Source organism: Pseudonocardia oceani, from assembly GCF_019263585.2.
In the GTDB taxonomy this organism is placed as follows: domain Bacteria; phylum Actinomycetota; class Actinomycetes; order Mycobacteriales; family Pseudonocardiaceae; genus Pseudonocardia; species Pseudonocardia oceani.
In genome coordinates, this window is record NZ_JADQDF010000001.1 from 133,011 (window position 1) to 145,391 (window position 12,381).

The following is a 12,381-nucleotide window of genomic DNA, read 5'->3' on the forward strand; positions in this document are numbered from 1 at the left end:
GGCTCGCGCCCGGCTCCGCACCGGCAGCGGGGAGGACGTCCGCCCCTGCCTCAGCGCGCCGCGTCCGACTGCTGGTGCTCGGCGGCGCCCCCGGGGGTCTGGCGCGGGGTGGAGACGACCGGCGGTAAGCCAACCGGGCGGGTGGGGCGAACGGGTGGAGCGGGCGGGCGGTGACGGTGGCGCCGGATGGTCGGCCACCCCCGGTGGGCGCGCGTTCTCCACCATTCGTCGAACATGCATTCGACTCTTCTCGGTGGATCCTGCTAGAATTGCGGGATGTCGCCGATCGGTTCCGAGTCGCCTTCCGAGGCGTTGCTGATCGAGCGGATCACGACACTGGAGGAACGGAAAGCCGCGATCGCGGCCGAGCAGAGCGAGGTCATTCTCGCGTTCGCTCGCGCCCACGCGGAATCACAGATCGCAGCAGGAACCGTCGAGCCCGAAGCGCTGGAACGCAGCATCGCCGCCCAGATCGGACTGGCCTGCCGGGTTTCCCCCACCGAGGGCCGGCGGCGGATTGGATGGCCCGCGACCTGCACGCCGGACACGGCCACGTGCGGGCGCTGTTCGCCGCCGGGCAGCTCAGCGAGTACCGCACCGCCACCATCATCGCCGCCACCGCACACCTGTCCCCGACCGAGCGGGCGCAGGTCGACCAGGCCCTGGCCGAACACCACGTCGACACCCTCGGGGTGCGGCGCGTCCACGACCTCACCCGCACCCTCGCCGCCCAGGTCGCACCGGAGAAGTTCGCAGCGCGCTGCCGCGCCGCCCGCACGGGCCGCCGCGTGTCAGTGCGGCCGGCCGCCGACGGGATGGCCGACCTCACCGCCCACCTGCCCGTCGCGGAGGCCGTGGCCTGCTACGCCGCACTCGCCGCCGCGGTCAACGAGGCCGCGGTCAGCCCGGAACCGCTCACCCGCACCCGCGGGCAGGTCATGGCCGACACGTTCGTCGAACGCCTCACCGGGCAGGCCACCGCCCAGGACGTCAACGTCGAGATCCAGGTCCTGGTCCCCGTCGAAGCGCTGGTCGACCCCGGCAGCCCGCTCCCCGCGCAGATCCCCCGCCACGGACCCGTCCCGGTCGACCTGCTCACCACCGGCACCGGACGCACCACCTGGCGACGCCTGGTCACCCGCGAGGGCGTGGTGATCGGCGGCGACTCCCGCAGCCGCCTGTTCACCGGCCGACTGGCCGCCCTCATCCGGGCCAGAGACGGTGGTCGGTGCCGGGAGTCCTCCTGCGACGCCCCGATCCGCCACCTCGACCACATCCACCGATGGGCCGACGGCGGCACCACGACCGTCGACAACGGACGCGGGCTGTGCGCATTCCACAACCAGGTCCGAGAAACGCGAGGGTGGCGCGCGGAAACCGTCGGCTCCGGAATCGTCACGACCACACCCACCGGTGCCGAGTACGTTTCCACTGCCCTACCGATTACCCATCCGGTACCGGAGAATGCGGGGCACAGCTGCGTCGCGTGAATGTCATGGTGTCGATGCCGCATCTGCCGGCTGTCCGCGGCACGGGTGGCCGGACAGCTCCAGACGCAGATCTCGGCGTCGCGTGCAGAGCTGCGGCACAGCGGCGCCGCCCGCCGCCCAACTCGGGCTGGCGGCTTGACTGCCCGATCCCGGAGAGCAGCGCGCGCAGGGCCGCCTGCTCCGCGTCCAGCGCCTCCGCGCCGGCCGGGGTGATCGTCACCCAGCTCCGGGCGGCCCAGGCCCGTCTCCTGCCGGGTGGCGCAGCCTCGCGAGCGGCGTGACCTCGGCGACGACGGCCGTCGGCACGGACCACCACACCGCGGCGAACATCCCCGGATCCGGCACCCACCACCACCGGCGCAACCCCGGCCCACCCGCGAGGCCCGTGAACCGCTTCATGCAGGGCCGTCGCGATCGGCACCGTGCCGGACCGCGACGACGAGCCCTCACCACCCGGCTGACGCCAAGAGCGCCCGCTCAGCGCCGAGCCAGCCGCCGCCCCGTCCCCGCGCCGTAGTCGACGCCGTAGTGGGCGAACACGTCGGGCTCCTGCGCGGCCGTCAGCTCGCCGTCGGTCTCGATCGACGGGGCGTCCTTGACCAGGGACTTCTCGTACCGCACCCGCACGGCCGACGGCGTGACCGTCGCCCCTGTGACCGGCACGAGCGCGAGGCGGTGGCGGCCGATGAAGCCGACCCGCACCGTCACGAAGCTCGGCTGGTCGGTGGCGGTGTCGACGTAGACGGCCTCCATCGGGCCGATCTTGTCGCCGTCGGGGTCGACGACGTCGTAGCCCACCCAGTCGCGGAGATTCTCTGCAGGGAACATGGGCGGAGTATCCCCCTAGGGTGGGCCCCGTGAACGTTCCGGACGCCGACGCGCCGGGGAGTGCGGCCCTGATCGACGCCGCGGTGGACGCCGTGATCGTCGGAGGCGGCATCGGCGGCCTCGCCGCCGCGCTGGCCCTGGCCCGGACCGGGCGCACCACCCGCGTCCTGGAGCAGGCCCCGAGTTCGGCGAGGTCGGCGCCGGCCTGCAGCTCGCCCCCAACGCCACCCGCATCCTGCGCCACTGGGGCGTGCTCGACGAGGTCGTCGACCACGGCGTCACCCCCCGGCGGCTCGTCCTGCGCGACGCCCTCGACGACCGCGAGCTCACCCACCTCGACCTCGCCCACCTCGCCCACCGCTACGGCGCGCCCTACGTCGTCGTCCACCGCAGCGACCTGCACGCCGTCCTCCTGCGCGCCTGCCGCGCCGCGGGCGTCGACCTCGTCACCGGCACCGCCGTCACCGACGTCGAGCACGGGCCCGACCACGCCGTCGCCGTGAGCGCACACCGCTGCGACACCGGCCGGATCGTGCTCGCCGCCGACGGCACCGCCTCCCGACTGCGCCGCCTGCTCAGCGACGACGAGCCCGTCAGCTCCGCCTACGTCGCCTACCGCGGCACCCTGCCGCTGGCCGAGCACCCCGACACCACCGACCTCGCCCTCGACGACGTCGTCGTGCACGTCGGCCCGGGCTGCCACCTCGTCCAGTACCCCCTGCGCCGCGGCGAGGTCCTCAACCAGGTCGCCGTCTTCCGCTCGCCCGGCGCCCTCGCCGGCCACGAGGACTGGGGCACCCCCGACGAGCTCGACGCCGCCTTCGCCGCCACCTGCGCCACCGTCCGCGCCGCCCTGCCGAACCTCTGGCGCGACCGCCGCTGGCGCATGTACGACCGCGAGCCGATCGGCACCTGGGTCCGGGGCCGCCTCGCCCTCACCGGGGACGCCGCCCACCCGATGCTCCAGTACCTCGCCCAGGGCGCCTGCCAGGCGATCGAGGACGCGGCGTGCCTGGCCGAGCAGGCCGACGCGCACCCCGACTGGGACGCCGCCCTCGCCGCCTACGCCGCGACCCGCACCGTCCGCACCGCGCACGTCCAGCGCACGGCCCGGCAGTGGGGCGAGCTCTGGCACTGCGACGGCCTGTTCCGCGCCACCCGCAACGCCCTGCTGAGCGACCGCGACCCCGCGGACTACCGCTACATCGACTGGCTTCACGGACCGTGACCGGCGCGTTGCGCTCGCCTTACGTGTTGTGCGCGACCTTCTTGGACGCTCTCGGCTTTCCTCGCTAGTGTCACCGAGTCGACTGCACCACCTCCAGGAGCACCAGCCGTGGATCCACTCCCCCGTACGGGCACGCCCGGGCCCCCGCTCGCCCTGGGCGCGCGGCGCGCCGGGGAGGTGCTGGTCGTGTCGGTCGCCGGGGAGCTGGACGCGGCCACCACCCCCGAGCTGCAGGCGCTGCTCGACCGCCACCGGCTGCCGGCGGCGCGGCACCTGGTGCTCGACCTCGGCGGCGTCACCTTCGCGTCCTCGGCGGGGGTCAACCTGCTCGTCGAGATCGCCGATGCGCCCGCGCACGCCCCGGCGCTGCATCTCGCGGGCACGGAGAACCGCGTCGTGTCACGGCTGCTCGAGATCACCGGCCTGACCGGTGTCTTCTGCCTGCACCCCACCGTCGACGACGCCCTGCGGGAGCACTAGAGCAGATCGCCGGGCGGCGGCAGCACGTCGTCGATCGCCACCCGGGACGAGCGTCACCCGACGGCGGAGAGCGCTCCGACACCCAGCGTGACCAGAAGCGCGACCTTCACGACCTCCGCCGCGACGTACACGATGTGCTCGCGGGAGCGGGGCAGGTCCTCCCCCGCGAGCACCCGGTCGCTGCGTCGGTTCAGCCGGGGCCGCAGCACCAGCAGCTGGGCGGCGAGCAGGACGGCCAGGGCGACGAGGGGCACCAGCACCGCGCCGGGGGCGTCCCCGACCGCCACCGCCACCGCGGCGACGACCAGCAGCACCCCCTCGGCGACGTTCAGGGCGCGGAACACGATCCGCCCGATGCCCAGGCCCAGCCGCACCGTGATGCCCGGGGCGCGGAACTTCAGCGGCGCCTCGAGGAAGGAGATGGCCAGGACCATCCCGAGCCAGACGAACGCCGCCGCGGCGGTGACGGAGGAGGAGGTCGACACGCCCCGATCCTCCCAGGGACCGCACCCCGTTCTGCCGCCGTCCGCCCGACCCGGCACCATCGCGGAATGGATCACCGTCGCGTGGTGCCCCGCCCGGCGTCCCGGGCGGCGCTCGCCGTCCTCGGGGTGCTGCTGGCCCTCGTCCTCGCCGCACCCGCGGCGCTCGCGCAGGAGGACGACGTCTTCCCCGGTCTCGAACCGGGCGTCCGCGTCTACGACGAGACCGGCAGCTCCCTCACCCCGGCGCAGACGGCCGACCTGCAGGGCCGGCTCGACGCGCTGCGCGCCACCGGGGCCGACGCGGTGGTGCTCGTGCGCGCGCTCGACGCCTCCAGCGACGACACGTTCGACCAGGTGGAGGCGCTGCAGCAGGCGTGGGCCGCCCGCACCGGCGCCGACCAGGACACCGCCGTCGCGATCCTCGTCAACCGCAACCCCGACGACCCGACCGACGCGCGGGCCGGGGTGTTCGTCGGTCGGACCTTCGACGACGGCAACGTCCCACAGGACGAGCAGGAGGCGATCGTCGAGGACGCCCTGATCCCGCCGCTGCGCGACGGCGACGTCCACGGGAGCCTCGTCGCCGGGATCGGGCGGCTGTCCGACAGCATCCGGTTCGGGCCGCCGGTGAGCGCGGCCGAGCAGTGGGCGGCGAGCGCGTCGCGGAGCTGGCTGCCGACCGCGGCGGTCGTGGCCGCGCTCGTCGCGCTGGTCGGGGCGGTCGGGCTGTTCCGCGGGCGGCGCACCACCGACCGGACCCCGGGGAAGCCGACCACCCGCAGGCCCGGCGACCTCCCGCCCGCCCTGGTCGGCGCCCTCGTGGCCGGCGGGCCGCCGGCCTCCCCGACGCCGGCGGTGCTGCTGGACCTGGCGACGCGCGGTGCCCTCGACATCGAGCCGGAGAGCGACGGCGGCACGTTCGGCAGCCCGACGGTGCGCCTGCGGCTGCGTGACGAGGGACGGCTGCGCGACGAGGGACTGCTCCGCGACGACGTCGACCGCGCGGTCTGGAGCGCCCTCACCGACCGCGCCGAGGACGACGGGGACGGGCGGGTCGTCGACAGCGCCGCGCTCGCGAAGGTCGTCGGCGACCCGTCGGCGGTCCGGGCGGCCCTGCGCGCCCGGCTCGTCGCGGAGGGCTGGCTCGACGAGGGGGCGCGCGTGTCGCGGGCCTGGATCGGCGTGATCGCGGCGCTGGCCTGGCTCCTGCTGCTGGCCGGGTTCGTCGTCGGGGCGATCGGCGAGGCGCCGTGGCCGGTGTGGGCGGCCCTGGGCGGGCTCGCGGTGGCCGCGCTCGTCGCGACCGTGCTGGCCGTCTCCTACCCGAGCCTGTCCGTCGCGGGGCAGAACGCCGCGCTCCCGTGGATCGCCTACCGCGACGGGATCGAGGCGGCGGTGAAGGACGAGCGCACCCGCCTGGACCTCGACGCCGTCCTCGCCGACGCCGTCGCCCTCGACCTCGCGTCCGCGCTCGGGCACCGCGTCGAGGCCGCCGCGGCGTCGGGGCAGGCCGTCCGCGCGTTCGGGACGCCCGGCGACCCGGCCCGGTACGCCGCGTTCCCGTGGTGGGTCGCGTTCACGACCACGACGACCCCGTCCTCGGGCGGCTCGACGGTCAGCGGCGGAGGCGCGGGCGGCGGGGGTGGCGCCGCGGGCAGCACCTGACCCCTCCACGGGTCCGCGGCACCGGGTCCGTGGAATGCCGCCCGCCCCCGCCGAGTTGGTTGAGAGGTGAAGAAGATTGGCTTCCTGTCCTTCGGGCACTGGTCGGACTCGCCGCACTCGATGGTCCGGTCCGGCGCCGACTCCCTCCTGCAGTCGATCGAGCTCGCCGTCGCCGCGGAGGAGCTCGGGGCCGATGGGGCGTACTTCCGGGTGCACCACTTCGCGCAGCAGCTGGCGTCGCCGTTCCCGCTGCTCGCCGCGGCGGGCGCCCGGACCAGCCGCATCGAGCTGGGCACCGGCGTCATCGACATGCGCTACGAGAACCCCCTCTACATGGCCGAGGACGCCGCCGCGGCCGACCTGATCTCCGGCGGCCGGCTGCAGCTCGGCATCAGCCGCGGATCGCCCGAGCAGGTGATCGACGGGTTCCGCTACTTCGGCCACGAGCCCGCCGAGGGCACGACCGACGCCGACATGGCCCGCGAGCACACCGCCGCGTTCCTCGACGCGATCCGGGGCGAGGGCTTCGCCCGGCCCAACCCGCGCCCGATGTTCCCCAACCCCCCGGGCCTGCTGCGCATCGAGCCGCATTCCCCCGGCCTGCGCGACCGCATCTGGTGGGGCGCCGGATCGCGGGCGACGGCCGAGTGGACCGCGCGCCAGGGCATGAACCTCATGAGCTCGACGCTGCTCACCGAGGACACCGGCGTGCCCTTCCACCAGCTGCAGGCCGAGCAGATCCGGATCTTCCGCGACGCCTGGGCCGAGGCCGGTCACGACCGCGAGCCGCGGGTGTCGGTGAGCCGCAGCGTCTTCCCGATCGTCAGCGACCTCGACAAGCAGCTGTTCTGGCGCGAGCGGCACAGCACCGACCAGGTCGGCCACCTCGACGGCGGCAACGCGCGCTTCGGCCGCACCTACGCCGGGGAGCCGGACAAGCTCGTCGACGAGCTGGCCGAGGACGAGGCGATCGCCGCGGCCGACACCCTGCTGCTCACGGTGCCGACGCAGCTGGGCGTGGACTACAACGCCCACGTCGTGGAGTCCGTCCTCACCCACCTGGCGCCGGAGCTCGGCTGGCGCTGACCGGGCCTCAGCTCGCGGTGGCCTCGTGCACGCGCAGGCGCACGGCGGCCGCCGCGAGCAGCGGCACCGGCACGCCGAGATCGGCCGCGCGGCGCACCATGTCGCCGATGACCGGCTCGGCCTCGGTGCGCATCCCGTCGGCGAAGTCGCGGTAGAGCGACGTCGTGAACGGTGACGACGGCGTGAGCAGCGCCCCCCGGGCGCGCGCGAGCGCCTCGTCCCGGACCGGGAAGCCCGCGGCGGCCAGCACAGCCGAGGCCTCGGCGAGGATCGCGGTGACCGCGTCGGCCCCGCCCTCGACCGCGGTGATCCCGCCCGCCGGGCCGCCCAGCAGCACGCCGGTGGACCCGGCCGCGGCCATGAAGTGCCACTTCTCCCACATGTCGTGCTCGATCGTCGACGTCACGGACGTCGCGAAGCCGGCCGGCGCGAAGGCCGCGGCGATGTCGTCGAGCCGGGCGGTCGCGCTGCCGTGGAGCTCGCCGAACCGCAGCGACCCGCCGGGCGCCAGGTGCCGGACGGCGCCGTCGGGCGCGAGGCGCGTGGCCACCAGGCAGAGCCCGCCCAGCACCGCGGCGGGGCCGAAGCGGTCGACGAGCAGCGGCACGTGGCCGACGCCGTTGAGCAGCGGGAGGACCGCCGTCGACGGCCCGACCGCCCGCGCGACGTCGTCGACCGCCTTCTCGACGCCGGTGCCCTTCACCGCGAGCAGGACCAGGTCGGCGGGCTCGGTGAGCTCGTCCACCGTGACCGCCCGGACGTCGACGACGCTCCGCTCCCCCGCCGGGTCGACGAGCGCGAGCCCGTCGGCGCGCAGCCGCGCGGCGCGCTCCGCCCGCACCAGGAACGTGACGTCCACCCCGGCGCGCACGAGCGCGGCCCCGAACCAGCCGCCCACGGCCCCCGCGCCGACCACCAGGACCCGCATCGCCCGCCACCCCGCTCCACGCTCGCTCGCCCCCGGACCGCCGGGAACGGCAGCTGTCCGCAGGCTAGCGTCCGCGCCCCGTTCGTCCGTAGGATCCGCCGTAGTCGTCAGTCGCATCACTACGGAAGTCGCATCACTACGGAGGTGACCGTGCGCGCCGTCGTCCTCTCCGGGGGCCTCACCCACGACTTCCCGGCCACCACCGCGCGGCTGGCCGCCCTGCTGGAGACCGAGGGTCTCGACGTCGACGTGCACACCGGCGTCGCGGGCGTCGAGTCGGCGCTGCACGCGCTGCCCGGCGCCGCCCTGCTGGTGGTGAACGCCCTGCGCTGGTCGATGACGGGCGAGGGCACCCCGCCGCGCTACCGCGAGCAGGCCGGGGCGGAGGGCGCCAGCCCGTCCTCGGCCGCCCGCGACGCGCTCGACGCCCACCTCGCCGCGGGCGGGGGCGTGCTCGGGATGCACACCGCGAGCATCTGCTTCGACGACTGGCCCGGCTGGGGCGCGACGCTGGGCGGCGCCTGGGAGTGGGGCCGCTCGCAGCACCCCCCGCTCGGGCCCGAGGTCACGGTGTCCGTCGCGGCCGAGCACCCGCTGGTCAGCGGGCTCGACCCGTTCACGCTCGTCGACGAGGTCTACGGCGACCTCCGGTACTCCGGCGACGTCACCGGCCTGCTCACGGCGCCGCAGCCCGGGAGCGGCGCCGTGCAGCCGCTGCTGTGGGCCCGCGAGCACGGCGGCGGCCGGGTCGTCTACGACGCGCTGGGCCACCACCCGCCCTCCTACGACGTGCCCGAGCACGCCGAGGTCGTCCGGCGGGCCGTCCGCTGGACCACGGCGGGCTGAGGCGTGCTGTCGCTCGCGGCCGGCACGGTGCTCGACCTCTCCCCCGGTGACGCCGTGGAGTGCGCCGCCGCCGCCGGCTTCCCGCTGGCGGGGGTCCGGATCGCCGACCCGCGCACGCAGGCCCGCGGCGTCGCCGAGGCGCTGCGCCGCACCGGGACCCGCCTGCTCGACGTCGAGGTCGTCCGCCTGGCGGGGCCGCTGACCGGCGCCCAGCGCGGGCTGGCCGAGACCGCGGCCGGGCTCGGCGCGCGCTTCCTGCTGACCGTCAGCGAGGACCCGGACGAGTCCGCGACCGTCGACCGGCTCGCCGAGCTGGCGGCGCTGATGGGCGGGCGGACCCGCGTCGCGCTGGAGTGCATGGCGTTCACCGCCGTCCGCACCCGCGCCGCCGCGGAGCGGATCGCCCGCGCCGTACCGGGCGCCGTCGTCCTGCTCGACCCGCTGCACCTGCACCGCGCGGGCGACCGGCTCGACGACCCGGCGGACCCGGCGCTGACCGGGTACGCCCAGCTCTGCGACGTCGCCGACCCGGCGCGGGTGCCGGCCGACCTCGCGCACGAGGCCCGCCACGACCGGCTGCCACCGGGGCGCGGCGGGCTCCCGCTCGCCGCGTTCGTGGCGGGGCTGCCGGCGGGGCTGCCACTGTCGGTCGAGGTCCAGTCCGACGTGCTGGCGGAGCTGGACCCCCGCGACCGGGCCGTACTGGTGCGCACCGCGGCCGAGGCCGTGCTGCGCCCGGCCCGCGACGACACGACAGGGAGGAACTAGACGTGGGACGCGCCATCGAGGGGATGTCGGTGCTGGTCACCGGCGGGGGGTCGGGCATCGGCGAGGCGGTGGTGCACCGGCTGGCCGGCGCCGGCGCGCGGGTCGTGCTGTCGGGCCGGCGCGCGGAGAAGGTCGAGGCCGTCGCCGCGGCGGCGGGCGCGCGGGGCGTCGTCGGCGACGTGACGTCGGCGGCCGACCGGCAGACGATGGTCGACGCCACCGTGGAGCACGGCGGCGGGATCGACGCGGTCGTCCACGGCGCCGGCAACATGTACCGCGGCGCGCTGGAGGAGCTCACCGAGCAGGGCCTGCACGACGTGTTCGCCTCCAACACGATCGGCCCGATGCTGCTCAGCGCCCTCGCCCTGCCCCACCTGCGGGAGCGCCGCGGCGCGGTCGTGTTCTTCGGCTCGGTGCACACCCAGCGCGCCTTTCCCGGCGCGTCGCCCTACGCGGCCACGAAGGGCGCGCTGGAGACGCTGACCGGCGTGCTCGCCGCGGAGCTGGGTCCGCAGGGCGTCCGCGTGAGCTGCGTGCGCCCCGGCGGCGTCCTCACCGAGATCAACCAGCGCGCCGGGATCTTCGACGACGCCACCGCGGCCGCCCGCATGGAGTCGCTCGGCCCGGCGCACGCGCTCGGCCGCCCCGGCACCGTCGACGAGGTGGCCGAGGCGGTGGAGTACCTGCTCACCGCGGAGTGGGCCACGGGCGCCGTCCTGACGATCGACGGCGGGCTGGGCCTCGGGGTGACGAACGCCTGACCCGGAGTTCGTCCGCGCCCTGCCGCCCGGTCAGGAGCTGCTGCGGCGCGAGCGGCGCGGCGGGGCGCTCGCCCCGGCGGGCCCCCGCTTGAGCAGCGCCGCGGGGATGCCGTGGTCGGCGCGCAGCCGGCGGAGGTCGGGGTCGGAGGTCCAGAAGCTCTCGAAGTCGTCGGGGGCGAAGCGCTGCGCGATGAGGTGCATCGCGATGTCGTGGCGCACGTACTCGACGGCGACGAGCACCACCGCCGGGTCGTCGGTGTAGACGCCCCAGGCGTCGCCGTTGACGACGCCGCCGATCACGGCCTGCTCCCGGTCGGCGGAGACCACCAGCAGGCGGCAGCCGAGGTTCTCCAGCACGACCTCGGGAGTGGAGAAGCGGTGCGGCGTGGTGCTGCCGACGGGGTCGTCGTCCTCGCCGAACGACACCACCGACACGTCGACGCCCTCGGCCTCGGCCCGGCGCACCACGGGCTTGAGCGGCTCGATCTCGGCGGGCCAGCCGGAGAGGAACAGGTCGTTGCGGGCGGCGGCCACCACGTCCTCGGCCCGTGCCAGCAGCGACGCGCGGTCGGTGAGGTTGTGGACCAGGCGCACCTGCGGCGGGGAGGCGACGGCGGGCAGCGCATCGCGCAGGGTGTCGATCGAGGCGTCGAACTCGCGGCGCATCCGGTCGAGCAGCGCCGAAGGTGGCAGCGAGATGTACCCGACGCTCGCCTCGCCCGCCCGCACCTCGTACGCGGCGCCGCGGCTGACCAGCTTGCCGAGGGTCTCGTAGACGGTGCTGCGGGGAACGCCCGAGCGCTTCGCGACCTCGTAGCCGTTGAGGGGGGTGCCGGCGGCGATCAGCGCCACGTAGGCCTTGGCCTCGTACCCGGACATCCCGAGGCGCTGCAGCTCCGCGATGACGCTCTCCTGGGACATGGCGTCATCGTCCCATCCGGTCAGCGGGCGTCGGGATCGACACCCACCGAGTCCACGCTCTGCGGCCGCGGCATCGCGTTGAGCGCGCTGCGGGTGATGCCGCCGTCGACCGCCAGGGTCTGGCCGGTGACGTAGCCCGCCTTCGCGGAGGCGAGGAACAGCACCGCGTCGGCGATGTCGGCGGCCGACCCGAGCCGGTTCATCGGCACACGGGCCGAGCGCAGCCGCCGGACCTCCGGGTCGGCGTAGATCGCGTCGGACATGCCGGCGTCGATCAGCCCGGGCGCCACGGCGTTGACCCGCACCCCGCCCGCCGCCCACTCCAGCGCCATCTGCTCGGTGAGCATGATGATCCCGGCCTTCGACGCCGTGTAGGCGCCGGCGTTCGGGGCGGCGGCGAGGCCGTTGACCGAGGCGATGTTGACGATCGAGCCGCCCCCGCCGGCCATCATCCGCGTGGCCACCGCGCGGGCGACCAGGAACGTCCCGGTGAGGTTGACGTCGACGGCGAGGCGCCAGTCGGCCGCCGACAGCTCCAGCAGCGGCCCGAAGCGCACCACCCCGGCGTTGTTGACGAGCAGCGCGGGCGGCTGCGGCAGCGCGTCGACCGCGGCCCGCACCGACTCCTCGTCCGCCACGTCGACGCGCACCGGCACGCAGGCGTCGCCGATGCCCTGCGCGACCGCGCGGGCGGCGTCCTCGTCGACGTCCCACGCCGCGACCCGGTACCCCTCCTTCACCGCGTGCTCCACGATGACGGCCCCGATGCCGTTGCCGGCCCCGGTGACCACGGCCCACTCGCCCGTCACGGATGTCCCCCGTCGTCGCTCCTCGCCCTGCGGCGTTGGCACGGTAACGACGCTACTGCCCCGACTCCGGCCCCGTCCAGCCTCTC

14 protein-coding genes and 1 pseudogene are annotated in these 12,381 nt (G+C 75.6%); 9 read left to right on the forward strand and 6 right to left on the reverse strand.

Annotation, left to right across the window (positions count from 1 at the left end):
* Positions 1 to 263: 263 nt before the first annotated feature.
* A complete protein-coding gene (locus I4I82_RS00610) occupies positions 264 to 539 on the reverse strand; it encodes a hypothetical protein (RefSeq protein ID WP_218594991.1) in 276 nt (91 codons plus the stop codon).
* On the opposite strand from I4I82_RS00610, the gene I4I82_RS00615 reads away from it, so the two are divergent.
* Complete coding sequence (locus tag I4I82_RS00615) at positions 522 to 1,490, forward strand: HNH endonuclease (RefSeq protein ID WP_218594992.1); 969 nt, start codon at positions 522 to 524, stop codon at positions 1,488 to 1,490. The genes I4I82_RS00610 and I4I82_RS00615 overlap by 18 nt on opposite strands.
* 477 nt (positions 1,491 to 1,967) lie before the next feature.
* Here the strand turns inward: I4I82_RS00615 and I4I82_RS00620 are convergent, their stop codons facing one another.
* Positions 1,968 to 2,318 carry a PRC-barrel domain-containing protein gene (locus I4I82_RS00620; protein WP_218593686.1) on the reverse strand — a complete coding sequence of 117 codons (351 nt, stop codon included), beginning with the start codon at positions 2,316 to 2,318 and terminating at the stop codon, positions 1,968 to 1,970.
* Between the two features lie 92 nt (positions 2,319 to 2,410).
* Here I4I82_RS00620 and I4I82_RS34670 point away from each other — a divergent pair.
* From I4I82_RS34670 to I4I82_RS00630, 3 genes and pseudogenes are all read left to right on the forward strand, one after another.
* A pseudogene (locus I4I82_RS34670) lies at positions 2,411 to 2,470 on the forward strand (hypothetical protein); the annotation flags it as partial.
* A gap of 98 nt (positions 2,471 to 2,568) precedes the next feature.
* Positions 2,569 to 3,546: an FAD-dependent oxidoreductase gene (locus I4I82_RS00625; RefSeq protein WP_308112756.1), complete on the forward strand. Its 978-nt coding sequence runs from the start codon at positions 2,569 to 2,571 to the stop codon at positions 3,544 to 3,546.
* A gap of 108 nt (positions 3,547 to 3,654) precedes the next feature.
* Positions 3,655 to 4,026: an STAS domain-containing protein gene (locus tag I4I82_RS00630; protein ID WP_218593685.1), complete on the forward strand. Its 372-nt coding sequence runs from the start codon at positions 3,655 to 3,657 to the stop codon at positions 4,024 to 4,026.
* A gap of 53 nt (positions 4,027 to 4,079) precedes the next feature.
* Here the strand turns inward: I4I82_RS00630 and I4I82_RS00635 are convergent, their stop codons facing one another.
* Complete coding sequence (locus I4I82_RS00635) at positions 4,080 to 4,511, reverse strand: hypothetical protein (RefSeq protein WP_372451526.1); 432 nt, start codon at positions 4,509 to 4,511, stop codon at positions 4,080 to 4,082.
* 66 nt (positions 4,512 to 4,577) lie between these two features.
* Between I4I82_RS00635 and I4I82_RS00640 the strand changes: the two genes are divergently transcribed.
* Both I4I82_RS00640 and I4I82_RS00645 read left to right on the forward strand, forming a co-directional pair.
* Positions 4,578 to 6,176, forward strand: coding sequence for a DUF2207 family protein (locus I4I82_RS00640; RefSeq protein WP_218593684.1), 1,599 nt, complete (start codon positions 4,578 to 4,580; stop codon positions 6,174 to 6,176).
* Positions 6,177 to 6,242: 66 nt separating this feature from the next.
* A complete protein-coding gene (locus I4I82_RS00645) occupies positions 6,243 to 7,262 on the forward strand; it encodes an LLM class flavin-dependent oxidoreductase (RefSeq protein ID WP_218593683.1) in 1,020 nt (339 codons plus the stop codon).
* A gap of 7 nt (positions 7,263 to 7,269) precedes the next feature.
* Here the strand turns inward: I4I82_RS00645 and I4I82_RS00650 are convergent, their stop codons facing one another.
* Positions 7,270 to 8,190, reverse strand: coding sequence for a ketopantoate reductase family protein (locus tag I4I82_RS00650; protein ID WP_218594993.1), 921 nt, complete (start codon positions 8,188 to 8,190; stop codon positions 7,270 to 7,272).
* Between the two features lie 150 nt (positions 8,191 to 8,340).
* On the opposite strand from I4I82_RS00650, the gene I4I82_RS00655 reads away from it, so the two are divergent.
* Genes I4I82_RS00655 through I4I82_RS00665 form a run of 3 tightly spaced genes read left to right on the forward strand, consistent with a single transcriptional unit; the run spans position 8,341 to position 10,565 of the window.
* Complete coding sequence (locus I4I82_RS00655; protein ID WP_218590625.1) at positions 8,341 to 9,036, forward strand: ThuA domain-containing protein; 696 nt, start codon at positions 8,341 to 8,343, stop codon at positions 9,034 to 9,036.
* 3 nt (positions 9,037 to 9,039) lie between these two features.
* Positions 9,040 to 9,804 (forward strand): TIM barrel protein, encoded by a 765-nt coding sequence (locus I4I82_RS00660; protein WP_218590624.1) that lies wholly within the window; start codon positions 9,040 to 9,042, stop codon positions 9,802 to 9,804.
* Positions 9,805 to 9,806: 2 nt separating this feature from the next.
* Positions 9,807 to 10,565: an SDR family NAD(P)-dependent oxidoreductase gene (locus I4I82_RS00665; RefSeq protein WP_226369808.1), complete on the forward strand. Its 759-nt coding sequence runs from the start codon at positions 9,807 to 9,809 to the stop codon at positions 10,563 to 10,565.
* Between the two features lie 30 nt (positions 10,566 to 10,595).
* Here the strand turns inward: I4I82_RS00665 and I4I82_RS00670 are convergent, their stop codons facing one another.
* Together I4I82_RS00670 and I4I82_RS00675 are read right to left on the reverse strand one after the other, a co-directional pair.
* Positions 10,596 to 11,486, reverse strand: a complete 891-nt coding sequence (locus tag I4I82_RS00670) for a TrmB family transcriptional regulator (protein ID WP_218590623.1) — start codon at positions 11,484 to 11,486, stop codon at positions 10,596 to 10,598.
* A gap of 20 nt (positions 11,487 to 11,506) precedes the next feature.
* Positions 11,507 to 12,337, reverse strand: coding sequence for an SDR family NAD(P)-dependent oxidoreductase (locus tag I4I82_RS00675; protein WP_226369809.1), 831 nt, complete (start codon positions 12,335 to 12,337; stop codon positions 11,507 to 11,509).
* Positions 12,338 to 12,381 lie beyond the last annotated feature (44 nt).

What these genes read in the sequence shown, in the direction of transcription:
- I4I82_RS00615 (WP_218594992.1), top strand. Translation starts at nt 522, where the DNA reads ATGGCCCGCGACCTGCACGCCGGACACGGCCACGTGCGGGCGCTGTTC.
- I4I82_RS00650 (WP_218594993.1), bottom strand. Translation starts at nt 8,190, where the DNA reads ATGCGGGTCCTGGTGGTCGGCGCGGGGGCCGTGGGCGGCTGGTTCGGG.
- I4I82_RS00620 (WP_218593686.1), bottom strand. Translation starts at nt 2,318, where the DNA reads ATGTTCCCTGCAGAGAATCTCCGCGACTGGGTGGGCTACGACGTCGTC.
- I4I82_RS00670 (WP_218590623.1), bottom strand. Translation starts at nt 11,486, where the DNA reads ATGTCCCAGGAGAGCGTCATCGCGGAGCTGCAGCGCCTCGGGATGTCC.
- I4I82_RS00640 (WP_218593684.1), top strand. Translation starts at nt 4,578, where the DNA reads ATGGATCACCGTCGCGTGGTGCCCCGCCCGGCGTCCCGGGCGGCGCTC.